At 62.0% G+C, this 22,173-nt stretch carries 31 protein-coding genes; 18 read left to right on the top strand and 13 right to left on the bottom strand.

Annotated features, from left to right (window positions below; translation table 11 throughout):
* The first annotated feature begins 76 nt into the window (after positions 1-76).
* Genes JP75_RS15705 through JP75_RS15695 form a run of 3 tightly spaced genes read left to right on the top strand, consistent with a single transcriptional unit; the run spans position 77 to position 1,772 of the window.
* Entirely contained in the window at positions 77-802 is a 726-nt protein-coding gene (locus JP75_RS15705) for a Tim44/TimA family putative adaptor protein (protein WP_035085115.1), read from the top strand.
* A 23-nt stretch (positions 803-825) separates the two neighbouring features.
* Positions 826-1,407 (top strand): Smr/MutS family protein, encoded by a 582-nt coding sequence (locus JP75_RS15700; protein WP_035084738.1) that lies wholly within the window; start codon positions 826-828, stop codon positions 1,405-1,407.
* Positions 1,404-1,772 (top strand): helix-turn-helix domain-containing protein, encoded by a 369-nt coding sequence (locus tag JP75_RS15695; protein ID WP_035084735.1) that lies wholly within the window; start codon positions 1,404-1,406, stop codon positions 1,770-1,772. The genes JP75_RS15700 and JP75_RS15695 overlap by 4 nt, the downstream gene beginning before the upstream one ends.
* Before the next feature lie 272 nt (positions 1,773-2,044).
* Here the strand turns inward: JP75_RS15695 and hslU are convergent, their stop codons facing one another.
* From hslU to JP75_RS15675, 4 genes are all read right to left on the bottom strand, one after another.
* On the bottom strand, positions 2,045-3,355 hold the full coding sequence (gene hslU, locus JP75_RS15690; protein ID WP_035084732.1) for an ATP-dependent protease ATPase subunit HslU: 1,311 nt from the start codon (positions 3,353-3,355) through the stop codon (positions 2,045-2,047).
* Positions 3,352-3,870: a GNAT family N-acetyltransferase gene (locus JP75_RS15685; protein ID WP_035084728.1), complete on the bottom strand. Its 519-nt coding sequence runs from the start codon at positions 3,868-3,870 to the stop codon at positions 3,352-3,354. Before JP75_RS15685 ends, hslU begins: the two co-directional genes overlap by 4 nt.
* Positions 3,871-3,872: 2 nt before the next feature.
* Entirely contained in the window at positions 3,873-4,427 is a 555-nt protein-coding gene (gene hslV / locus JP75_RS15680) for an ATP-dependent protease subunit HslV (RefSeq protein ID WP_035084725.1), read from the bottom strand.
* 82 nt (positions 4,428-4,509) lie between these two features.
* Positions 4,510-4,851, bottom strand: a complete 342-nt coding sequence (locus JP75_RS15675; protein ID WP_035084722.1) for a cupin domain-containing protein — start codon at positions 4,849-4,851, stop codon at positions 4,510-4,512.
* Between the two features lie 123 nt (positions 4,852-4,974).
* Here JP75_RS15675 and hisB point away from each other — a divergent pair, with 123 nt between their 5' ends.
* The 8 genes from hisB (at position 4,975) to coaA (ending at position 10,040) form a co-directional block, all read left to right on the top strand.
* A complete protein-coding gene (gene hisB / locus JP75_RS15670) occupies positions 4,975-5,562 on the top strand; it encodes an imidazoleglycerol-phosphate dehydratase HisB (RefSeq protein WP_035084719.1) in 588 nt (195 codons plus the stop codon).
* 193 nt (positions 5,563-5,755) lie between these two features.
* Positions 5,756-6,112, top strand: coding sequence for a hypothetical protein (locus JP75_RS15665; protein WP_035084716.1), 357 nt, complete (start codon positions 5,756-5,758; stop codon positions 6,110-6,112).
* Positions 6,109-6,762 carry an imidazole glycerol phosphate synthase subunit HisH gene (gene hisH, locus JP75_RS15660; RefSeq protein ID WP_035084712.1) on the top strand — a complete coding sequence of 218 codons (654 nt, stop codon included), beginning with the start codon at positions 6,109-6,111 and terminating at the stop codon, positions 6,760-6,762. The genes JP75_RS15665 and hisH overlap by 4 nt, the downstream gene beginning before the upstream one ends.
* Positions 6,759-7,490 carry a 1-(5-phosphoribosyl)-5-[(5-phosphoribosylamino)methylideneamino]imidazole-4-carboxamide isomerase gene (gene hisA / locus JP75_RS15655; RefSeq protein WP_035085114.1) on the top strand — a complete coding sequence of 244 codons (732 nt, stop codon included), beginning with the start codon at positions 6,759-6,761 and terminating at the stop codon, positions 7,488-7,490. Before hisH ends, hisA begins: the two co-directional genes overlap by 4 nt.
* Positions 7,487-7,816, top strand: a complete 330-nt coding sequence (locus JP75_RS15650; RefSeq protein ID WP_051960772.1) for a hypothetical protein — start codon at positions 7,487-7,489, stop codon at positions 7,814-7,816. The genes hisA and JP75_RS15650 overlap by 4 nt, the downstream gene beginning before the upstream one ends.
* Positions 7,813-8,613 (top strand): imidazole glycerol phosphate synthase subunit HisF, encoded by an 801-nt coding sequence (gene hisF / locus JP75_RS15645; RefSeq protein ID WP_035084710.1) that lies wholly within the window; start codon positions 7,813-7,815, stop codon positions 8,611-8,613. The genes JP75_RS15650 and hisF overlap by 4 nt, the downstream gene beginning before the upstream one ends.
* Positions 8,614-8,769: 156 nt before the next feature.
* Entirely contained in the window at positions 8,770-9,087 is a 318-nt protein-coding gene (locus JP75_RS15640; protein ID WP_035084707.1) for a phosphoribosyl-ATP diphosphatase, read from the top strand.
* Entirely contained in the window at positions 9,087-10,040 is a 954-nt protein-coding gene (gene coaA, locus JP75_RS15635) for a type I pantothenate kinase (RefSeq protein WP_051960771.1), read from the top strand. The genes JP75_RS15640 and coaA overlap by 1 nt, the downstream gene beginning before the upstream one ends.
* Positions 10,041-10,187: 147 nt before the next feature.
* Here coaA and JP75_RS15630 read toward each other — a convergent pair whose 3' ends face one another.
* Complete coding sequence (locus JP75_RS15630) at positions 10,188-10,538, bottom strand: VOC family protein (RefSeq protein ID WP_035084701.1); 351 nt, start codon at positions 10,536-10,538, stop codon at positions 10,188-10,190.
* A gap of 145 nt (positions 10,539-10,683) precedes the next feature.
* Here JP75_RS15630 and dapB point away from each other — a divergent pair, with 145 nt between their 5' ends.
* Positions 10,684-11,496 (top strand): 4-hydroxy-tetrahydrodipicolinate reductase, encoded by an 813-nt coding sequence (gene dapB / locus JP75_RS15625; protein WP_035084698.1) that lies wholly within the window; start codon positions 10,684-10,686, stop codon positions 11,494-11,496.
* A 15-nt stretch (positions 11,497-11,511) separates the two neighbouring features.
* The gene (locus tag JP75_RS15620; RefSeq protein ID WP_035084696.1) at positions 11,512-12,126 is read left to right on the top strand and encodes a 2,3-bisphosphoglycerate-dependent phosphoglycerate mutase; all 615 of its coding nucleotides are present in this window, start codon (positions 11,512-11,514) and stop codon (positions 12,124-12,126) included.
* A gap of 51 nt (positions 12,127-12,177) precedes the next feature.
* Here JP75_RS15620 and JP75_RS15615 read toward each other — a convergent pair whose 3' ends face one another.
* Together JP75_RS15615 and JP75_RS15610 are read right to left on the bottom strand one after the other, a co-directional pair.
* Positions 12,178-13,047 (bottom strand): methylated-DNA--[protein]-cysteine S-methyltransferase, encoded by an 870-nt coding sequence (locus tag JP75_RS15615; RefSeq protein WP_035084694.1) that lies wholly within the window; start codon positions 13,045-13,047, stop codon positions 12,178-12,180.
* Between the two features lie 75 nt (positions 13,048-13,122).
* Positions 13,123-13,608: a DUF2244 domain-containing protein gene (locus JP75_RS15610; protein ID WP_160194701.1), complete on the bottom strand. Its 486-nt coding sequence runs from the start codon at positions 13,606-13,608 to the stop codon at positions 13,123-13,125.
* A 45-nt stretch (positions 13,609-13,653) separates the two neighbouring features.
* Here JP75_RS15610 and nth point away from each other — a divergent pair, with 45 nt between their 5' ends.
* Positions 13,654-14,328, top strand: a complete 675-nt coding sequence (gene nth / locus JP75_RS15605) for an endonuclease III (protein ID WP_035084689.1) — start codon at positions 13,654-13,656, stop codon at positions 14,326-14,328.
* A gap of 147 nt (positions 14,329-14,475) precedes the next feature.
* Here the strand turns inward: nth and JP75_RS15600 are convergent, their stop codons facing one another.
* The gene (locus JP75_RS15600; protein ID WP_035084687.1) at positions 14,476-14,928 is read right to left on the bottom strand and encodes a DUF2214 family protein; all 453 of its coding nucleotides are present in this window, start codon (positions 14,926-14,928) and stop codon (positions 14,476-14,478) included.
* A 57-nt stretch (positions 14,929-14,985) separates the two neighbouring features.
* Here JP75_RS15600 and JP75_RS15595 point away from each other — a divergent pair, with 57 nt between their 5' ends.
* Both JP75_RS15595 and JP75_RS15590 read left to right on the top strand, forming a co-directional pair.
* Positions 14,986-15,546 (top strand): TetR/AcrR family transcriptional regulator, encoded by a 561-nt coding sequence (locus tag JP75_RS15595; protein WP_035084684.1) that lies wholly within the window; start codon positions 14,986-14,988, stop codon positions 15,544-15,546.
* 238 nt (positions 15,547-15,784) lie between these two features.
* Positions 15,785-16,786: an adenosine kinase gene (locus JP75_RS15590; RefSeq protein WP_035084681.1), complete on the top strand. Its 1,002-nt coding sequence runs from the start codon at positions 15,785-15,787 to the stop codon at positions 16,784-16,786.
* Positions 16,787-16,975: 189 nt separating this feature from the next.
* Here the strand turns inward: JP75_RS15590 and JP75_RS15585 are convergent, their stop codons facing one another.
* On the bottom strand, positions 16,976-17,743 hold the full coding sequence (locus JP75_RS15585) for a TIM barrel protein (RefSeq protein ID WP_035084678.1): 768 nt from the start codon (positions 17,741-17,743) through the stop codon (positions 16,976-16,978).
* Positions 17,740-18,441 (bottom strand): orotidine-5'-phosphate decarboxylase, encoded by a 702-nt coding sequence (gene pyrF, locus JP75_RS15580; protein WP_035084675.1) that lies wholly within the window; start codon positions 18,439-18,441, stop codon positions 17,740-17,742. Before pyrF ends, JP75_RS15585 begins: the two co-directional genes overlap by 4 nt.
* 154 nt (positions 18,442-18,595) lie before the next feature.
* Between pyrF and JP75_RS15575 the strand changes: the two genes are divergently transcribed.
* Entirely contained in the window at positions 18,596-19,030 is a 435-nt protein-coding gene (locus JP75_RS15575; RefSeq protein ID WP_051960770.1) for a MarR family winged helix-turn-helix transcriptional regulator, read from the top strand.
* On the opposite strand, the gene JP75_RS15570 is transcribed toward JP75_RS15575, so the two are convergent.
* The gene (locus JP75_RS15570; protein ID WP_035084673.1) at positions 19,027-19,632 is read right to left on the bottom strand and encodes a histidine phosphatase family protein; all 606 of its coding nucleotides are present in this window, start codon (positions 19,630-19,632) and stop codon (positions 19,027-19,029) included. The genes JP75_RS15575 and JP75_RS15570 overlap by 4 nt on opposite strands.
* Positions 19,633-19,635: 3 nt before the next feature.
* Positions 19,636-20,181 carry an NADPH-dependent FMN reductase gene (locus JP75_RS25405; protein ID WP_051960769.1) on the bottom strand — a complete coding sequence of 182 codons (546 nt, stop codon included), beginning with the start codon at positions 20,179-20,181 and terminating at the stop codon, positions 19,636-19,638.
* A gap of 123 nt (positions 20,182-20,304) precedes the next feature.
* On the opposite strand from JP75_RS25405, the gene JP75_RS15560 reads away from it, so the two are divergent.
* Positions 20,305-20,712 carry a VOC family protein gene (locus JP75_RS15560; protein WP_035084670.1) on the top strand — a complete coding sequence of 136 codons (408 nt, stop codon included), beginning with the start codon at positions 20,305-20,307 and terminating at the stop codon, positions 20,710-20,712.
* 306 nt (positions 20,713-21,018) lie between these two features.
* Here the strand turns inward: JP75_RS15560 and dnaJ are convergent, their stop codons facing one another.
* Positions 21,019-22,152, bottom strand: coding sequence for a molecular chaperone DnaJ (gene dnaJ / locus JP75_RS15555; RefSeq protein WP_035084667.1), 1,134 nt, complete (start codon positions 22,150-22,152; stop codon positions 21,019-21,021).
* Positions 22,153-22,173: the final 21 nt, after the last annotated feature.

The following is a 22,173-nucleotide window of genomic DNA, read 5'->3' as shown; positions in this document are numbered from 1 at the left end:
TTGAGCTAAAGCTTTCCCTATATATAGGAAACGAAAAGCGCTCCGCGAGCGCCCAACTTCTCAGGTGCACCGATTCATGGACGATTTTCTCGATCTGCCCACTCTCATCGCCATCGTGGTTGCGGTTTTCGTGCTGTTCCGCCTCCGCTCGGTCCTGGGAACGCGGACGGGCAATGAACGCCCGCCTGTCGATCGCTCGCGCTCGACCCCGACCGAGAAAAAGGCCGCCAATGCAGACGAAACCGTCGTGCCGATCCGGCCGCGCCCGACCGACGGGCCCAATCTCGACGACGAGCGCCGCACCCGCAAGCTGGAAGCCGAAATCGATCAGGCTGCCGCGGGCAATGCCGATCTCGCCGCTGGTCTCCGCGCCGTAGCCGAAGTCGACCCGACCTTTACGCCAAAATCCTTCCTCGAAGGCGCCAAGCAAGCTTACGAGATGATCGTCACCGGCTTTGCCGAAGGTGATCGCCAGACGCTCAAAAACCTCCTCGACAAGGACGTCTACGACAGCTTTGCCCGCGCCATCACCGAGCGCGAGGCCGCCGGCCAGAAGAACGATTTTACCTTTGTGGGCCTCCCCAAGATCGCCATCGTCTCGGCCGAATACGACAAGAAGAACGTGCTGGTGACGGTCGACTTCCACGCCGAAGTCGTCTCGGCCATCCGCGACAAGGACGGCAACCTGGTGGAAGGCAATGCCGACCAGGTACAGACCATTGCTGACGAATGGACCTTTGCGCGCAATCCCAAATCGCGTGACCCCAATTGGAAGGTCATCACCACGAGCCAGCTCGACTAAAGTTTTTTGCGGCAGGCCCTTCCATGTCAAAGCGCGACCCCAAGCGCCTGCCGCACGATTTCCACCTGTGGACGACCGTGTCCGCCACGGTCGAACCCCTGCGCCGCAAGGGCCTGTTAAAACTCGGCCACGGCACGCTGCCCATCCCCGAGCCTGAGCCGGCCCCCGCCATCAAGGCGCCGCCCAAGATGGGCAAACCCAAAAAGCCGTTCCTGCCGCCCTATCAGGCGCCGACCCAGCCGGTACAGGTGGTGGAAAAGAACGTCGATCCGGCGATCCACAAAAAGGTCCGTCGCGGCCGTATCGACATCGACGGCACCATCGATCTTCATGGCATGACCCAGACCGAGGCCCGCGAAACCCTGCGCCGCTTCATCGGTGCCCGCGCCGCCCGCGGTGACCGCACCCTGCTGGTCATCACCGGCAAGGGTGCCAAGACCGAAAACGACTATATCGCCGCCATGACCGAGCGCGGCATTTTGCGCACCATGCTGCCCATCTGGCTGTCCGAGCCGGGCCTGTCGCACATGATTTCCGGCTGGAGCCTTGCGGCGCGCGGCCATGGTGGGGAGGGCGCCTGGTATGTGCGCCTGCGCCGTCCATGACCCCGCTTGGCGCAAAATTTCGGGCGTTGCGCGAGGCCCGCGGCATTTCGCTCAAGGAAATGGCCGCCGCGTTGAATGTGTCGAGCGCCTATCTCTCAGCCCTCGAACACGGCCGCCGCGGCACGCCGACGAGTTTTTTGCTCCACCGCATCATCGCCTATTTCAATGTCATCTGGGACGAAGCCGAAGAGCTGCAACGGCTCGCCGAACTGTCGGACCCGAAAGTGACCATCGACACTGGCGGCCTTGCCCCCGAAGCCACCGAGTTCACCAATCGCTTGCGCGACAATATCGAACGGCTGGAGCCGGAAGACCTCAAATTTTTGCGGGATGAACTGGTGAAGCGGGCCACAAAGAAGCGGTAGGCCACTGCCCCTCCCCTCGCCCCTTGAGGGAGAGGGACAGACCAACTTTGCGTTCAGCAAATTGGTCAGGGTGAGGGGTATCCATCCTCCGCAGAGGGGCGAGTGATACCACCGCAAGAATACCCCTCATCCGCCCTTCGGGCACCTTCTCCCGCAAGGGGAGAAGGTAGAACAGTGACCGCCACCATTCCCCCGAAAGCGGGAATCTCTGTTTGGACGCGTAAAAGAAAACCCCCGCTTTCGCGGGAGTTTTACCTCACGGCAATCGAGCCCTAGAGCACGAACTTGCTGAGGTCGGTATCCTTGGCGAGAACCCCCACCTTTTCGCGGACAAAGGCGGCATCGATGGCCACCGTCTGCCCGGCCTTGTCAGGCGCATCGAAGGAAATCTCTTCGACCAGCCGCTCCATCACCGTCTGCAACCGCCGCGCGCCGATATTTTCTACGCTCTCATTGACCTTCACCGCCGCGTCGGCAATCGCCTCGATGGCATCGGCGGTAAAAGTCAGCGTCACCCCCTCGGTGCCCATCAGCGCTACGTACTGGCGAACCAGGCTCGCCTCGGTGTCGTTGAGGATGCGAATGAAGTCTTCGCGCGTCAGCGCCTTCAGTTCCACCCGGATCGGCAGGCGACCCTGCAATTCCGGCAGGAGGTCGCTGGGCTTGCTCACATGGAACGCGCCCGAAGCAATGAACAGAATATGGTCCGTCTTCACCGGCCCATATTTCGTCGACACCGTCGTGCCCTCGATCAGAGGAAGCAGGTCCCGCTGCACGCCCTCTCGCGAGGGACCACCGGAAACGCCACCCTCGCGGGCCGCAACCTTGTCGATTTCGTCGATGAAGACGATGCCGTGGTTTTCCACGAGCTCGATGGCTTCGGTCTTGAGCTGTTCCTGGTCGAGCAGCTTGTCGGCCTCTTCGGCGATCAGCGGCTCATAAGCGTCCTTTACCTTGACCTTGCGCTTCACCCCGCGACCGCCCATGGCCGACTTGAACATGTCGGAGAGGTTGATCATGCCGATGCCGCCATTGGGCATGCCGGGAATTTCGAACCCGCCCGTATTCGGGGCCGGCTGCATCTCGATCTCGATGTCCTTGTCGTCGAGTTCGTTGTTCCTGAGCTTGTTGCGGAACGAGTCGCGCGTCGACGGCGTCGCCGAAGTGCCAACCAATGCGTCGAGCACGCGCTCTTCGGCATTGTGATGCGCCTGTGCCTGCACATCGCGCCGGCGCTTGTCGCGCAACACGGTGATTCCGGCTTCAACGAGATCCCTTACGATCTGTTCGACATCCCGCCCGACATAGCCGACTTCGGTGAATTTGGTGGCTTCCACCTTCACGAACGGCGCCTGCGCCAGGCGGGCCAGGCGCCGCGAAATCTCGGTCTTGCCGACACCGGTTGGCCCGATCATCAAAATATTCTTCGGCGTCACTTCGCGGCGCAGCTCGGGGGAAAGCTGCTGCCGGCGCCAGCGATTGCGCAGCGCCACGGCCACGGCGCGCTTGGCGTCGTGCTGGCCGACAATATTGCGGTCCAGCTCCGAGACGATTTCGCGCGGCGAAAAATTGGTTTCTGTCATTCTGTTGCTCCTGGTGCCTTGTCGAGGAAGCGCACCATCAGGTGTTCGTCGATATATCGACCGTTCACATAGAGGTAGCGGGGCTCTGTCCCATAGGTCTCAAAGCCCAGCTTTTGGTAGAGGCGGATCGCCGGCTCGTTCTCGGCCCAGACCCCGAGATGGACCTGGATGACTTTGTCCCGGGCGTGCTCGATCAGATGTTCGCAAAGGGCCTTCGACATGCCGCTGCCGCGATGTTTTGGCTGCACATAGACCTGGATCATCCAGCCCCGGTGCCTCTCCTTGGCGGCATCATTGCGCATGAAGGCATTGATGCCGCCAATGGAGCCATCCGGCATTTCGGCACCAAAAACCGTCAGGGTTTCCAGCATCTGCCTGATGTCGGCATCGGTCCGCAGCGCAAAATTCTCCGCCGAAGACACAAAGGCCTCGGGATGATTGGCCAGCGCCTCGTGCCTTATGGCCCGATAGGCCGCCACATCTTTCACGCCGAGTTGCCGGATGGAAAAGGTCACGGTTAGAGCTCGATGGTTTCGAGGGTTACGTTGCCGTTGGTGTAGACGCAGATTTCTTCTGCGATCTTCATGGCGCGGCGGGCGATATCTTCGGCATCGAGATCGGTTGCCTGATGCAAGGCCAAAGCCGCCGAATGCGCATAATTGCCGCCCGAGCCGATGGCGATCACGCCATGGTCGGGCGTAAGAACGTCGCCCGTGCCGGTAAGAACCAGCGTATCGGTCTTGTCGGCTACGATCATCATGGCTTCGAGCTTGCGGAGGTAGCGGTCGGTCCGCCAGTCCTTGGCCAATTCGACGGCGGCGCGCATGAGCTGATCAGGATACTGTTCCAGCTTGCCTTCGAGCCGCTCGAAGAGGGTAAAGGCGTCGGCGGTCGAACCGGCAAAGCCGCCGATCACCTTGCCGCCGGCCAGGCGGCGCACTTTCTTCGCCGTATGCTTCATCACCGTCTGGCCCATGGAAACCTGGCCATCGCCGGCGACCACGACCTTGTTGCCCTTGCGCACGGAAACGATCGTCGTCCCGTGCCACCCGGGAAATGCACTATCACTCATTTGGGGAGGTACTCCGAACTGTTGAGTCCTATTTAGGCGCGGCAAGCCGGATTGCAACACAGCCCCGGCCTCGCCACGCCGCCTATTCCAGCCAGTCGATCACGCTTGTGCCATTGGCGTGAATATTCACCGCCTTGAGCAGGCCCGGGCCGAGATTGGTATATTTGTGCGGCACCCCGGCCGGGCAGACGAGGATCTGGCCCGCCTCGGCCTCGAACTCTTCCTCGCCAATGACGAAAAGCGCGCGGCCCACCTCGATGATGAAGGTCTCCGAATAGGGATGGGTATGGAGTTTCGGGCCGTGCCCAAAACCCTCGCTGCTGTGAAAGATCACGGTGATCGGCGCGCCATGGGTGCCGCCTTCCCAAATGCCGTTCCAAAGGCCCGGCGCCGTGGCCCATTCGTTCTGCTCGATGATTTGCATAATTGTCCCTCCAACCCCGGCGGCAGACTGCGCCCGCCGCCCATGGACCGCAAGCCGGCAGCAACGCCATCTTTATGCCTTTGCGCATATCTGCTAGTGGAGCCGCAGTTTTGGAGACACGCCATGCGCACCGCCACCATCGCCCGCAAGACCAACGAGACCGAGATCTCCGTCTCGATCAATCTCGACGGCACCGGCGCGCATAAAATGGCGACCGGCGTCGGCTTCTTCGATCACATGCTCGACCAGCTCTCGCGCCATTCGCTCATCGACATGGACGTTTCCTGCAAGGGCGACCTGCACATCGATTTCCACCACACGGTGGAAGATGTCGGCATTGCCCTCGGCCAGGCCATCAGCCAGGCGATTGGCGACAAGAAGGGCATCCGCCGCTATGCCTCATGCGACCTGCCCATGGACGGCACGCTGACCCGCGCGGCGCTCGACGTTTCGGGCCGGCCCTTCCTCGTCTTCAAGGCCGAGTTCAACCGCGACAAGATCGGCGATATCGACACCGAACTGTTCCGCGAGTTTTTTCAAGCCTTCGCCATCAATGCCGGCATCACGCTGCACATTGAAAACTTCTACTTCGACAACAACCATCATCTGGCCGAGTCGATGTTCAAGGCCGTGGCCCGGGCTCTCCGCGATGCGCTCGAAATCGACCCCCGCCAGGCCGACCGCGTCCCCAGCACCAAGGGCACGCTGTAAGCTCAAAAGTAGCCCTCATGGTGAGGTGCTTTGCGCGAGCAAAGCCTCGAACCACGAGGGCGTGGCACCAAAACTCCACTCGCTCGACCCCGTGGTTCGACAAGCTCACCATGAGGTCTCTTGGGGTGCCCTCGCCCTTCCCCCATCGTGCATTTTGCACTAAGTGGACCTCATTCCGTCCTGGGAGTTCCCCGTGACCCTTTTCGCCCTTTATCGATCTGTCGATGACCCGACCGCCCTGCCCGTGGCCGTCTCCGAGCGCTTTTCCTGGTTTTCGGCCCTGTTGCCGCCCGTCCATGCGCTCATCTATCGACATTGGGATCTCTTGGGCCTTTTCGTCGTCGGCCTCGTCGCGCTGGTTTTTGGCGCGCGCTATCTCGGGCCCGATGCGAGCCTCTGGCTCTACATTCTCCTCGCTATCGCCTGCGGCTTTGCCGCGCCGGGCGCCGAGCGTCGTGCACTGAAACGTCGTGGCCTTGTCTCCGCGGGCCACCGCTTCGCTGCCGATGCCGACCTCGCCCGTCTTGCCGTTATGGAATCTCGTCCATGAGCACTGTTGCCATTATCGACTATGGCGCGGGCAATCTCCGCTCCGCCGCCAACGCCTTCGAGCGCGTCGCCGCCTCGCTGGCAAACAGCCCCGAAATCATCGTCACCGCCGACCCCGAAGTCGTCCGTCGCGCCGACCGCATCATGCTGCCCGGCGTCGGCGCCTTCGCCGATTGCAAAGCCGGCCTCGACGCCGTCGCCGGCATGACGGCAGTTCTCGAAGAACGCGTCATCCGCGGTACCACGCCCTTCCTCGGCGTCTGCGTCGGCATGCAACTCCTCGCCAGCGAGGGCCGCGAAAAGGTCATCACAGAGGGCCTTGGCTGGATCCCCGGCGCCGTCGAAAAGATCAAGCCGTCCGATCCGAACCTGAAGATTCCGCATATGGGCTGGAACACCATCTCGGTCGTAAAACCCCATGCCCTCCTCGCCGGCATTCCGGATGGCCCCAATGGGCTGCACGCCTATTTCGTGCACTCCTATCACTTCCTCACCGAAGACCCGGCGCATCTCCTCGCCACCACCGATTACGGTGGCACGGTGACCGCCTGCGTCGGTCGCGACAATATTTTCGGGACGCAGTTCCACCCGGAAAAGAGCCAGGCCCTCGGCCTTAAACTGATCGAAAACTTCTTGGGGTGGACGCCGTGATCCTCTTTCCAGCCATCGACCTCAAGGACGGTCAGTGCGTGCGCCTGAAACTTGGCGACATGAACCAGGCCACCGTCTTCAACGACGACCCGGCAGCGCAGGCAAAGTCATTCGAAGACCAGGGCTTTGAATATCTGCACGTCGTCGACCTCAACGGCGCCTTTGCCGGCGAGAGCGTCAACGGCGCTGCAGTCGAGCAAATCCTGAAGACGGTAAAATTCCCCGTCCAGCTCGGCGGCGGCATTCGCACGCTCGACCATATCGAAGCATGGCTCGACAAGGGCCTCGCCCGCGTCATCCTTGGCACGGTCGCTGTCAGAAATCCGGAACTGGTGAAGGAAGCCGCCAAAAAATGGCCCGGCCAGGTCGCCGTCGGCACCGATGCCAAGGGCGGCATGGTGGCGGTGGAAGGCTGGGCGGAAACCTCCGAGCTTTCCATCGTGGAACTCGCCAAGCGCTTTGAAGGCGCCGGCGTCGCGGCCATCATCTATACCGACATCGACCGCGATGGCATCTTGACCGGCATCAACTGGGATTCCACCCTTGAGCTCGCCCGCTCCACGCCCATTCCGGTCATCGCCTCCGGCGGCCTCGCCTCGATGGACGATATCGAGCGCATGACGCGCCCCGAATATCAGGTGCTCGAAGGCGCTATTTCCGGCCGCGCGCTTTATGATGGTCGGATTGATTCACGTGAAGCACTGGCAAAGCTGAGGGCCGTGGCGTGAGCGAAGAGCGGCCTGCCAGATTTGCATGGTGGGCCTATTGGCTCTTTCTCGTCGTCATCGCGCTCTTCGCTTTTGCGCCGGTGCTCTCGGTGCTGGCTGCCAGCTTTATTGCCGAAAGCAATGGCTGCGCGCTCAATGAGGGCAGCATCAATACCTGCGTGGTCGGCGGCAATGATCTCGGCCCGACCATCTACACCCTCTTCGTGCTCGGCTGGTTTGCCATAGCCACATTGCCGCTTGGCGGTGCCGCGTTCTTCGTCTGGCTCGCCACGCTCATCATTCACCGCATCGCCTGGGGGCAGATGCAGAAGGGCAAACGCTCATGACCCTGAAAACTAGAATCATTCCCTGCCTCGATGTCGCCGGTGGCCGCGTCGTAAAGGGCGTCAACTTCGTCGATCTCATCGATGCCGGTGATCCCGTCCAGGCTGCCATGGCCTATGACGCGGCCGGCGCCGACGAGTTGACCTTCCTCGACATCACCGCCAGCCACGAAGGCCGCGACACGATTTTCGACGTCGTCGCCCGCACGGCCGAACACTGTTTTATGCCCGTAACCGTCGGTGGCGGCGTCCGCTCCATCGAAGATATCCGCAAGCTTCTCCTCGCCGGTGCCGACAAGGTGGCGATCAATTCCGCCGCGGTGAACGATCCCGACTTCATCGCGCGCGCGGCGGATAAATTCGGCAATCAGTGCATCGTCGTTTCGGTCGATGCCAAGCAACGGCTCGACGCAAAAGTCGGCGGCGACAACCGATCCGAATGGGAAATCTACACCCATGGTGGCCGTCGCCCCACCGGCATCGACGCGGTCGAATTCGCCGCCAAAATGGTCGAGCGCGGTGCCGGCGAACTGCTTGTGACCTCCATGGATCGCGACGGCACAAAATCCGGTTTCGATCTGAAACTGACCCGCATGATCGCTGATGAAGTGGAAGTCCCCGTCATCGCCTCGGGCGGTGTCGGCAAGCTGCAGGACCTCGTCGATGGCGTCACCGAAGGTCACGCCAGCGCGGTCCTTGCCGCCTCCATCTTCCACTTCGGCACTTTTACGATTCCCGAAGCCAAGCGCTATATGCTCGAGCACGGCATTGCCATGCGCATGGATGCGGCTGCGGCTTGAGTAGGGATTGCTCTTAATCAAAATTCCATCACAGGGTCATTCCCGCGAAAGCGGGAACCCCTGTTTGGGCTCTCTCAAAGTAAACAGAGGTTCCCGCTTTCGCGGGAGTGACATCGAGGTGGAGCTGTGGCGTCACAGCGTGGAGAAACCCTGCCCATGACCCTTGAAGAACTCGAAGCCCGCATCGCTCTCCGCGCTGCCGCCTCGCCCGAGGAAAGCTACACCGCCAAACTGATTTCGCGCGGCATGAACAAGACGGCGCAGAAGCTGGGCGAGGAAGCCACCGAAGCCGTCATTGCCGCCGTCACCGGCGACAGGGCAGAGCTGGTGAAAGAGTCGGCCGACGTCCTCTACCACCTCCTCGTCGTCCTGAAGGCCGCGAACGTTCCGCTCGCCGACGTCATGGCCGAGCTCGATGCGCGGACGGCCCAGTCCGGCCTCGCCGAAAAAGCCTCCCGATCGGAAAAGCAGTAATGGCGCCTCGCTCCCCCGCGCTCGACCCCTATCACAATTTTACCAAGGCCGAATGGAGCAAGCTGCGCGATGGCCAGCCGATGACGCTCGACCAGGGCGATATCGATCGCCTGCGCGGCCTCACCGATCCGATCTCATTGGAAGAAGCCGAAGAGGTCTACCTGCCGCTGTCGCGCCTCCTCTCCTATTATGTCGAGGCTATCCAGGGCCTCCACAACGTCCAGTCGCGGTTCCTGCAAACCCCGCATGGCCACAAGGTGCCTTTCATCATCGGCGTCGCCGGCTCAGTCGCAGTGGGAAAATCGACCACTGCCCGTATCCTCCAAGCCCTACTCTCGCGCTGGCCCAATAGCCCCCGCGTCGACCTCGTTACCACCGATGGCTTCTTGTACCCCAATGCGGTCCTCGCCGAAAAAGGCCTGATGGAACGCAAGGGTTTTCCGGAAAGCTACGATCGCGCCCGCTTCGTCAATTTCCTCGCCGATATCAAATCGGGCAAGGCGGCTGTGAAGGCGCCGGTCTATTCCCACCTCGTCTATGACGTCGTTGCCGACACTGAAATCACTGTCGATCGCCCCGACATTCTCATCGTCGAAGGTCTCAACATCCTGCAGGCCGGTGAACTGCCGAAAACCGGCAAGCCCATCATTTTCGCCTCCGACTTCCTCGATTTTTCCGTTTACATCGACGCCGACAATGACGATCTCGAAGCCTGGTTCATGCAGCGCTTCTTCCGCCTGCGCGAAACCGCCTTCAAGGACCCCACCTCCTTCTTCCGCCGCTTCGCCGAAATGAGCGAAGAGGAAGCCGGCACTTTTGGTCGTCAGGTCTGGCGCTCGATTAACCTCCGCAACCTCGTCGACAACGTCTTGCCCACGCGCGGCCGCGCCGACTTGATCCTGAAAAAGGGCAAAAACCACCTGATCGAGAATGTGAGCCTGCGACGGGTTTGACGAACTCTCGTCCCAATCACCGGCCAGCACCCTCCCCTTGACGGGGAGGGTTGGGGAGGGGTGATCACACCCCATGACATCGCGGCTCCCGACCCCCTCCCACCCTCCCCCGTCAAGGGGGAGGCGCTGCATCGAGTACGTGTTTACCTAATACGTCCCCGGCTGCGGCTGGCTCAGGACGATCAAATTCCCATCGGGATCGCGGAGCTTCGCGGTGCTGAAGAAATGGCCGATCGCCTTGGCCACCGGTTTGATGCCAAACATTTCGAGCCGCCCCAGCTCATCCGCGATATCGTCGACAATAAGAGTAAGAACGCTCGCGCCGGCCCGGTCGGCGTCGGTCGCCACATGCACCCAGCCACCCCCCGGCAGCTTCCATTCGGCAACGTCGGCCATGGGTCGCGCATCGGCTTTGCGGCCGAACAGATACTCATACCAGACGAGGGATTCGGAGAGACTGTCGACGGCAATGCTGGCCAGCGCATTGGTGATGGTCATTGCGGGTCCATGTGTTCGCTTTGCGCCAGCCTAGAGTCTCCCGCCAATTGTGTCGATTGCGAAGCATTCATCCAATCGCCGCATGGAGTTGGCGGCTGGCCATGGCACTGATATAGGCGTTGGCGACTATATTTGGAGACGAGGCATGACCGAGCTCAGAACCATTGTCGCCGGCGCCGGCGGCCGCATGGGATCTGCCAATATCAGGGCAGTTGCTGCGAGCCATGGTCTCAAACTCGTCGGCGCAGTAGATCGCCCCGGTGCATCCTCTCTGGGCAAGGATGCCGGCATTCTCGCCGGCATTGAGGCACTCGGCGTCACCATCACCGACGATATCTCATCCCTCCTCGATCAAGCCGACGTCATCATCGATTTCACGGCTCCCGCTTCCAGCGTGGCGCTGGCCAAGCTGGCTGCGACCAGGGGCCTCGTCCACCTCATCGGCACCACCGGGTGCTCTGAAGCCGACGATGCTGAAATCGCCGCTGCCGGTGCCGCCGGCGCGCGCATCGTAAAATCCGGCAACTTCTCCCCCGGCATGGTCGCCCTCGCCGTCCTCGTCGAAAAGGCCGCTGCAGCCTTGCCCGACTACGACGTCGAAGTTCTGGAAATGCACCACAACCTCAAGGTCGACGCTCCCTCGGGCACGGCCCTGATGCTGGGGGATGCCGCCGCCAAGGGCCGCAATATTTCGCTCAAGGACCATTCAGTTAGGGTCCGTGACGGCCACACCGGTCCGCGCGAGTTCGGCACCATCGGTTTTGCCACCCTGCGCGGTGGCAATGTCATCGGCGACCACATGGTCATTCTCGCCGGCCCCTCCGAGCGCATCGAGTTGAACCACCGCGCACAAGACCGCACCATCTACGCCAACGGCGCCGTCCGCGCCGCCCTCTGGGCCACCCACCAGCCCGCAGGTCTCTATTCCATGGCCGACGTCCTCGGCCTCAACGACTAACTTGGGATTGAAAAAATGTCCGGCACACTGATCCTGGTCCGTCATGGCCAGAGCGAATGGAACCTGAAAAATCTCTTCACCGGTTGGCGCAATCCCAACCTCACCGAGCAGGGTGAAGGCGAAGCCCGCGCGACGGGCAAGGCGCTCAAGGCACAAAAATTCGCGCCCGACCTCTTCTACACCTCGGCCCTGCGCCGCGCCCAGCACACGCTCGATCTCATCCTCGAAGAGATGGGCATCCTCAATGTGACGATCACCCGCAACGTGGCGCTCAACGAGCGCGACTACGGCGATCTCTCCGGCCTCAACAAGGACGACGCGCGCGCAAAATGGGGCGAAGAGCAGGTTCTTATCTGGCGCCGCTCCTTCGACGTACCCCCTCCGGGCGGCGAGAGCCTCAAGGACACCGCGGCCCGTACCCTGCCCTATTACGAAGCCGAAATCCTGCCCCAGCTCAAAGCCGGCAAGACGGTTCTCATCGCCGCCCACGGCAACTCGCTCCGCGCCCTTGTGATGGCCATCGAAGGTCTTACGCCAGACGAAATCCTCGCCCGCGAAATCGCCACGGGTGAACCGACGGTCTACAAGATCGGCCCGGATGGAAAGCTGGTCGAGCGGTTGAAGCTCTGATTTCTGACTGTAGGATTCACGTGAAACGCGGCCCTCGGGCCGCGTTTTTCTTTAGTGCGCCGCCGAAACCACCCCGGCCTCCCAGCCGAGAATAGCCCGCTTGCGCGGCACGCCCCAGTGATAGCCGGTCAGTGCGCCCGATGTTCCCACCACCCGGTGGCATGGCACCACAAAGCTGATTGGATTTTTGCCGACCGCCGCGCCCACGGCCCGCGACGCCGTCGGCCGCCCGATATGGTTGGCGACACTCGAATATGTGACTGCCTTCCCGCACGGAATCTTGAGCAGCGTCTCCCAGACCTTCACCTCAAAATCCGTGCCGATAAGAACCACCCGTACCGGGCGATCCGGCGACCAACGGCCAGGTTCAAAAACCTGCGCCACCATGGGCGCAATCCGAGCATCGTCCCGCGTAAACCGCGCCTTGGGCCAGCGATTGGCAAGATCGGCAAACGCCTCTTCCACGGTCATATCTGCATCGGCAAAGCCCAGCCCCGACATGCCATATTCCGTGGCCGTCACTACGGCGAGCCCGAAGGGCGATGGCGCCACGCCCCAGAACATGTCGATCCCCTCACCCCCGGCGCGAAACACCCCGGGCGGCATGGCTTCATAAGTCACGAAGAGATCGTGCAGCCGCGACGTGGAAGACAGCCCCACCTCATAGGTCGTGTCCAAGACGCTGGCCTTGTCGCGCAGCAGCGACTTTGCATGGTCGAGCGCCACCGCCTGCGCGAAACTTTTTGGACTGAGCCCGCACCAGCGCCGAAAGAGATCGGTCAATTGCCGCTCTGTCAGCCCGAGGGCCCGCGAAAACTTGCCGAGATCGGTCGCATCCGGACCGTTCTCGCTGAGATAGCGAATGGCCGCGCGAATGGTGTCGTAGTCGCTGGCCGGGGCGATATGGGCAAGCTGGTTCATGGCCGTATCTTTCAATTGAGCTTTTGCCCTTTTTAGTCCGGGAAGATAGCGGTTCGCGACCCGGTTTTGACGCGTCTAGCCTTGGCGCGCCTTGCGCATGGCCTGACCAAAAGCGCGCGCAAAACTCGACTTGTCATTGATCGCCAGAAAGGCGCCGATCTCGATGCGCTCATTGCCATGGCTGAGATACATGGCGGTCGTGCGTTCATTCTCGTCCCGATCCAACACCAGCCGCACCTTCTTGGGGTCGAACCGGCGCATCTGCCTGTCCCCGCCCCGACCCGCAGTGACCACTTCGATCTGGCCGGGCCAGACGGTAATCTGTTCGGTCAACCGCGCGCGCCGCGCCTGCCGCAGCGAAAAGGCGAGGAGCCCGCCCGCGGCAATGGCAAAACCCAAAATGCCGGGCAGCAGAAATTCCGGCACGGCAACAAGGAAGGGCAGGCCCAGAAGCCCTGCCACGGCAAGGCCGATCCAGCCACCGGCGGCGCGCAGCGATCTGTCCGGCCGCAGGGTGGCCGAAAACAGGGGACTGGTCGTTGTGCTGGTTTGCATTGGCATGATGGACTCGCCCTGAAATATTGGCAGAGATTCGGGGTCGAGAGAATGCCAAGTCCTAAAAAAGTGAAAAAACTGAACCGCGCCCAGGCCGAGGCAATTTTCGAGCGCTTTCATCAGATCGAGCCCGAGCCCAAGGGCGAACTCGACTATATCAACGCCTATACTCTGCTTGTAGCGGTGGTCCTCTCCGCCCAGGCGACCGATGCCGGCGTCAACAAGGCAACGAAACGTCTCTTCGAGCTCGCCCCCTCGCCCGCCGCCATGGTCGCCTTGGGCGTTGAGCAGATTACCGAATTGGTCAAAACCATCGGCCTTTATCGCGGCAAGGCCAAGAACGTCTTTGCCCTCTCCCAGATTCTCCTCGACCAGCACGGCGGCGAAGTCCCCGACAATCGCGAAGCCCTCGAAGCCCTGCCCGGCGTCGGCCGCAAAACGGCCAACGTGGTCTTAAACATCTGGTTCAAGCAGCCGACCATTGCCGTCGACACCCATCTGTTCCGCGTCGGCAACCGCACGGGCCTCGCCCCAGGAAAAACCCCGTTGGCGGTGGAACTGGCGCTGCAAAAGCAGATCCCCGAGCGTTTCATGCTCCACGCCCACCATTGGCTGATCCTCCACGGCCGCTATATCTGCAAGGCGCGAAAACCCGAATGCTGGCGCTGCCCGATCAGCGAATGGTGTCTTTTCGAGCCGAAAATGCCGCTGCCAAGAGCGGCTTAGAAGCTTACTCGCGAAAGCGGGAACCTCTGCGTGCTACTCCGCGCTTCCCCCATCGTCACCACCGGGCTTGTCCCGGTGGTCCATGCCTCCGCAAAAACTGGATTGCCGGGGCAAGCCCGGCAATGACGATGAACTAGGTGTGGGAGCTCAACTCCCATAGCCCCGCGCCATGGCCGCCGCGAAGAGCGGGATCAGCAGCAGCACGCCTGCTTGCAGATGCACGAACCGTCGGCTCGCCCCGATGTCTCCTGCCGGCACCACATAATCAGCCATCCCCTCGCCGGCCTTTGCCCAGCGCCTTATGGCCAGGGTGGGCTGGATGGTAAGAAGCCCCATCACTAGGAACAGTGCCATCTTCCCCCAAAAGGCGTGATTGCCGAGATAGTACCAGGGATCGACGCCCCCGAACCAAACCCGCAAGATGCCAACGACGATCACCACCGTCGCCATTGCGCCATAGGCGCCATCAATGCGGGCCAACTGCCCGAGCCGTGCCCCACCCAGCCCCGGCCTGATCAGCGCAAATTCCGCCGCAAAAATCCCCACCAGCGAAAAGACCGCCAGATGGTGGGCGCAAGCCAATATCAAATTCCAATCCATTGCCCTGTCCTCACCCAGGTGTTAACGGTGCTTACTTTTAGTTCCTATATGTAAACAATGTCAACATCTGCCAATTCGCCCTATCATCACGGCAATCTGCGTCAGGCTTTGCTTGAAGCTGCGCTGATCATTCTGGAAAAGGAAGGCGAGGTCGGCCTTGGCCTGCGCGACCTCGCTCGTGCCGTTGGCGTCTCGGCCGCCGCGCCCTATCGCCATTTCGATTCCCGCGCCGCCTTGCTCGAAGCGCTCGCCGTCACCGGCTTCCAGCGCTTTTCTGCTGCCATGGAAGCGGTAGCCGCTAGCAATCCGCCCGATCCCATGGCCGCCCTGGGCAAGACCTATGTGCTTTTCGCCCTCAGCAACGCCAATCTCTTCCGCCTGATGTTCTCGCCCCAACTCAAGAAAGACGGCCGCCCCGGCCTACGCATGGCAGCCGACGCTGCCTTCGATACCCTGCGCCATGTCGTCGGCGGCGACATGCAGACCGGCCGCATCAAGGCGCTCGCCGCCTGGGCGAAAGTCCACGGGTTGTCCATCCTGCTGCTCGATGGCCAAATCGCGCTGAGAGCCGGCGAAGATACCGAAGCGCTGATCGCGGAGATTATCGGAAGTCTGTAGCGGGTTCGGCGTGCTTAGCCCCCACCCCACCCTCATTCCCTCCCCATCAAGGGGAGGGAGGCGCTTGCCTTGGCCCCGCGGTTCTATCGTCTCCCTCCCCCCTGTGGGGAGGGATCAAGGGTGGGGGTACGGCAAGAACAACGACACCGGCGATCCCCCAAAAAACCCAAAACATTGCCCCCGTCCCCCGCCTGCGCTAAACCCTCTCCCGATTTTCCTTGATCCCCGGACTGCCCGCATGACCCAGACCCGCTTCGACGTGCTGACGATCGGTAACGCCATTGTCGACATCATCGCCCCTGTCGAACCCGGCTTCATCGAGCGCGAAGGCATGAAGGAGGGGATCATGCACCTGATCGATACCGATCGGGCTGAAGACCTTTATTCAAAAATGCCGCTCACCCGGCAGCAGATTTCCGGTGGCTCCGCCGCCAATACCGCTGCGGGCGTCGCCTCGCTCGGTGGCCGCGCTGCCTTTGTGGGCAAGGTGGCCGATGATCCCCTCGGCGATGTCTTTGCCAACGACCTCGACGCCATCGGCGTCTACTACAACACCTCGCGCCTCAAGAACGGCGCGCTGACCGCTCGCTCGATGATCTTCCTGTCGGAGGCCGAGCGCACCATGAACACCTATCTCGGCGCCTGCCACCAGCTCACCGAAGCCGATATCCGCCCCGACGAAATCGGCGGCGCCGCCATCACCTATATGGAAGGTTTTTTGTGGGACCCGGTGGAAGCCAAAAAGGCCTTCGTCCTCGCCGCCCACTATGCCCACAAGCATGAGCGCGCCGCGGCCTTCACGCTGTCGGACCCCTTCTGCGTCGACCGCTACCGCGCCGAATTCCTGGACCTGATCCGCTCCAAGACGATCGATTACGTCTTTGCCAATGTGCACGAGCTGAAATCGCTCTACGAAACCGACGACCTCGGCACCGCCGTCCGCGCCATCGCTCAGGATGCCGAACTCGCCGCCATCACCATGGGCGCCGAGGGTGCTATGGCGGTCTACAATGGCGAAGTCGTCTCGGTTCCCGCCTTCCCCATCGACAAAGTCGTAGACGCCACTGGCGCGGGCGACCTTTTTGCCTCGGGCTTCCTCCTCGGCATGGCCCGCGGCCAAAATCTCGAATCGGCCCTCAAAACCGGGTGCCTGGCCGCCTCCGAAGTGATTTCCCACATTGGCGCAAGGCCTTTGCTGGATCTGGAGGATCTCAGCAAGCAGCATGGTCTGGCGGGCTAAGAGCTACCCCACCCGCCGCGCCCTCCCTCGCCCCTTGAGGGAGAGGGACCGGATTTTTGCGTTCAGCAAAAATCCAGGGTGAGGGGTATCCGTCCTCCGCAGAGGAGCGAGTTAGGGCACCGCAAGAATACCCCTCATCCGCCCCTACGGGGCACCTTCTCCCGCAAGGGGAGAAGGAAGACCCTGGGCTTACCCGAGCGAACTGCGCATCTGAATCAGCGCCGCCTCCGTCCCAGCCGTAGGCCGGAACTCCAGCCCGACAAATCCATCATAGCCCTGCCCCCGCAACCACCCGAGCGGCCGCTTCAAATCCAGCCCCCCACTCCCCGGCTGATTGCGCCCGGGATGGTCCGCCACGTGCACATGCACAATGTGCCTTGCCCGATCCCCAACCACCTCTTCGGGCACCTCGCCCATCACCATGGAATGATAGAGATCATAGGTGATTCCGATCTCCGGCCGATCGACCGCATCCATGATATCGAGCGCCTCAACCGTGCTCGTGAGATAATATCCCGGATGATCCACGCGATCATTGAGCGGCTCCAGCCCCAGCTTCACGCCAGATCCCTTCAAAACCTCAGCCGAGCGCTGCATGGCAATCGCCAGCCCCTCATGCTGCTTCGCCCTCTCGATCCCCGGCAGCAACGGCCCCGACTGGCAAATGAGCACGCCTGCCCCGAGCCGCAGCGCCACATCCCGGCTCTTTTCGAGCCCGGCGAGAAACCGGTCATGATCCCCCTCGCGCGTCAGCTCGGCAAAAGGCTCCGCCACGATCCCGGCGAGCTTCACGCCAGTTTCACCCAGCACGCGCTCCACCGCATCGGGGTCCTTGTTCGACCACAGCCAGAACTCCACCGCCTCGAACCCCGCCGCCTTGGCAAGGCGCACCCGCTCCACCGGATCGGGCGTTTCCGGCACGAACAGCATTTCAATGCAGGCTGAATAGCGCATCAGGCGAGCCTCGTCCCGGAACCAGCCATCTCGGCCAAAATCGCCCGCGCCGCTGCCGCCGGGTCCGCCGCCTCGACGATCGGCCGCGCCACCACCAGATGGCTCGCGCCCACCGCCAGCGCCTCTGCCGGCGTCATCACCCGCTTCTGGTCGCCCAAGGCCGCACCCGCGGGACGAATCCCCGGCGTCACGATCGCCATCTTCGGCCCCAAAATCGTCCGCACCATTTCCGCCTCATGCGAGGAAGCGACAATGCCGCCGATCCCGACTTCCTTGGCCTGCTGTGCGCGGAGGGCCACCAGTCCCGCCGCATCGCGCTCATAGCCAGCTTCCTTCACATCGGCATCGTCCATGGAAGTGAGCACCGTCACGCCCAGCACGCAAAGGTCAGACCCCTCCGCCGCCTTGGCTGCCGCCTTCATGCATTTGGGATAGGCGTGCACCGTCAGCATCGCCGCGCCGGTCGCGGCAATCGCCGCCACGCCCTTTTCGACCGTGTTGTCGATGTCGAGCAGTTTGAGGTCAAAGAACACCTTCTTGCCCGCCGCGATCAGATCCTTGCCGAGTGCAAAGCCATCGGCGCCGTAAAAGCACTGATAGCCGATCTTAAAGTAGTCGACGGTGTCGCCCAGCGCGGTGACGATCTCCTCGGCACGGGCGCGCGTCGAAACGTCGAGCCCCACGATCAAATGGCCGGCCATGGCAAAATCCCTTCTGTCGCTGATTTGGGTTGGGGTCGCACATCGACGAGCCCGGGGCAAGACGAAATCACCGACCCTATGATGCCATAGCACCTTGCGGGAAAAATCCTATGCCGCCATAAGACAGCCGATTCATCTCTGTCTCGAAAGCAAAATGCAGCAGCAGGCCCTTTCCACCCTGGTCGCCTGGATGCGGCTCGATTCCGCCATCGCCGCCTTCCATCTCGAGCTGAAACAGCGCCACGGCATTACCGGGCTGCAGCTCGCCGTGCTCCACACGCTGGCCGAACGCCCCCATATGGCCCTTGCTGCCCTCAGAAAAGGCCTCGACATGCACGCGGCAACCCTGGGTCAATCCATCGACGAACTCCGCCGCCTCGACCTCTGCATCGTCCGCACCGACCCGCGCGATCGCCGCGCCCGCCTCGTTGCCATCACCCAAAAAGGTCTCGACCTGGTGGGCGCCGTCCCCCTCGCCGGCCCCAATCGCCTGCGTCAGCTCGAAACCGACCCGGCCCGTCTCGATCGTCTCACCGAAGCCCTCGCCGATGCGCTCGACCTTTTTGCCCTCAGCGAAAAGAAGGCCTAGCGCCACCACTCGTCTGGCAGGTCTTCCATAGCCATCCATTCGGTGTGCAATTCCGTCCCCGCCAAATCGAACACAAAGGCATTGCCGCCGCCGCGGTGGCCATGCCGGCTCTGGTCCTCGCTGCGCGCAATCTTTCGCCCGCCGAGATGGCATTTGAGTAGCGTCCCCACCGCCCCATGCCCGCAAAAAATCACCGAAGTATCGGGCGGCACGCTTCTTAGGGCGGCCAGGACAGTCTCGACGATACGGCGCTGCGCATCCGCCGCCTTTTCCCAGCCATCGATGCTCTCCTCCGGCTCGGCAAAAAACCGGTCCGCCGTTTCCTCGAACAGCGCCGGCGGCAAAAATCCCGTAGCGCTACGATCGTTCTCGCCCATCAGGTGATCGGCCAATACCGGCGTCCCCGCCTGCGCCGCGACGATCTCGGCCAGTTCCAGCGCCTTGGTTTCCCGGCTCGAAAACACAAAAGTGCCCGCCGGAACAATCCGGCGAGCCGCAAAAGCTTCGGCTCTCTCCCGCCCCTCCTCGGAAAGCCTCCAGAGCGGCACCGGCACGGCCGGGTCCATGCGCACCTGCGGATGGGTCAGATAGAGAGCCTTCATCGCCTAGCCTCGCGAAAAATGCGTCAGTTCCTGCACCATCTGTTCCACCTTGCGGACGATCGCCGGCTCCACCGGATTACCCTCCGCATCGAGCGATTCTTCCGCCGGTCCGATGCCCAAGAGCGTCGGCACCACCAGCGCCCCGACCTTCGAGAGCGAATCCCGCAGATGGCTCAGACTCCAAATCGTCCCATATTTCCCCGAGCTGACCCCACCAATCCCGAACACGGCATGCCGGAACGGGCTCGGCCTCTGCCGGCTGATCCAGGTAATGGTGTTGACGATCAGCGGCGACACCCCGCCATTATATTCTGGCGTCGCGATGAAGACGATGTCATGGCTGCGCCACATCTCGGCCAGTTTTATCGCCGCCTCTGGTACCGAATCGACCTCGAGATCCTCGTTGAAGATCGGCATGGGGAAGTCGCCAAGGTCCAGCTCGGTGACCTCGACGCCCGCCTTCGTCAGGGCCCGGCCCATATGCTGCTGCAGGACACGATTGTAAGATCCCTTGCGGATCGAACCGGAAAGGGTGAGCGCCGTCTTCATGGTGACTCCAATTTAGTCTCGTCTGTCGAAAATGGCTTGGCTCGTCCGTCGAAGGCAAGAGGATTGACTCGGCCAAGGCAATCTCTCATTACTTAAGACAATGCCTAACTATTGGAGCGAAAAATGCCCTCGATGATTTTCGTCAACCTGCCGATCGCCGATCTCGCCGCTTCCATGGCCTATTACAAGGCGCTGGGTTTTGATCACAATCCCGATTTCACCGACGAGACGGCCGCCTGCATCGTCATCTCCGACACGATCTTCGTGATGGTCCTCACCCACGAAAAATTCAAGGAATTCGCCCGCCTGCCGATTTCGGATGCGAAGAAGGAAACCCAGGCGCTCTACGCCCTCTCGCGTGACAGCCGCGAAGCGGTGGATGCGATCGCCGAAGCTGGTTTGAAAGCCGGCGGCAAGGAAGTGCGCGACGCCCAGGACATGGGTTTCATGTATTCGCGCGCCGTCGCCGATATCGATGGCCACGTTTGGGAATATGTCTGGATGGACATGTCCGGCATGCCGACTGAGTGAGGCACCGGCCGCAGCGGTCGCAGTAGACCTCATCCTGAGGTGCGGAGCGAAGCGTAGCCTTGAAGGGCGAGGGCGTGGCACAAAGCCTCCACTCGCTCACCCTCGTGGTTCGAGGCTTTGCCATGCAAAGGCACCTCACCATGAGGGTTTTGGGAGCCTCACTCAAAAACAAAAATCCCCGCTCGCGCGGGGATTTCATCGTGGCGAAAGGTGCCGTCCTTCTGAGCCGGAGTCTTCGTGCCATTCGAGCATAGCTCTCATGGCCTTGAGGCCTAAAATCGCCCCGCCGGGGCGATTTTTGCGGCCTCAAGCCTCAAACATCTTCTTGAGCTTATCGAAGAACCCGCCCGATTGCGGGCTGGTATCCTTCGTCTCGAGCTCGGCAAACTCTTCCAGCAGTTCACGCTGGCGCTTGGAGAGGTTCTGCGGCGTCTCGATGTCGAGCTGAACATAGAGGTCGCCGATATCCTTGCTCCGCAACACCGGCATGCCCTTGCCCTTGAGGCGCACCCGCTGCCCCGGCTGCGTGCCGGTCGGCACCTTCACCTTGGCCCGCGCGCTATCAAGCGTCGGCACTTCGAATTCCCCGCCCAAAGCGGCCGTGGTCATCGAAATCGGCACGCGCGCATAAAGATCGGCGCCATCGCGCTGGAACAGATCATGCGGCTTGATCGAGATGAAGATGTAGAGATCGCCCGGCGGGCCGCCCCGCACCCCGGCCTCGCCCTCATTGGCAAGGCGAATGCGCGTGCCGTCCTCGATCCCTTTGGGAATGTCTACCGAGAGCTTGCGGTTTTCCTGCCGACGGCCCTGGCCACCGCAATCGGTGCAGGGCTGGTCCATCATCTGGCCGCGACCCTGGCAGACGGGGCAAGTGCGCTCGATGGTGAAGAACCCCTGCGCCGCACGAACCTTGCCATGGCCATTACACTGCCGGCAGGTATGCGTCCCGGTGCCCGGCTTCGCGCCCGACCCTTCGCAAGTATCGCAGCCGACCAGCGTCGGCACGTCGATCTCGACGGTGCGGCCCTCAAAACTCTCTTCGAGCGAAATTTCGAGATTATAGCGCAGGTCCGAACCGCGCAGCTTGGAGGCGCCACCCCCACCGCGACGACCACCGCCGCCCATGAAGTCACCAAAAATGTCCTCAAAAATATCGGACATGGACGACGTGAATTCCGGCCCGAAACCACCGCCGGCACGCCCGCCACCCTGTTCGAAGGCGGCGTGACCGAACCGGTCATAGGCGGCGCGCTTCTGGCCGTCCTTGAGCGTATCGTAGGCTTCGTTGATTTCCTTGAACTTGTTCTCGGCCTCGGCATTGCCGGGATTGCGGTCCGGGTGGAACTGCATGGCGAGTTTGCGATAGGCGCTTTTCAGGGTCGCCTCGTCGGCGCCCTTCTGGCAGCCGAGCACTTCGTAAAAATCGCGTTTGGCCAAAAATCTTCTCCGAAACAGCCG

This window comes from Devosia riboflavina (assembly GCF_000743575.1).
Classification (GTDB): domain Bacteria; phylum Pseudomonadota; class Alphaproteobacteria; order Rhizobiales; family Devosiaceae; genus Devosia; species Devosia riboflavina.
This window is presented reverse-complemented; position numbering and strand designations above follow the sequence as displayed.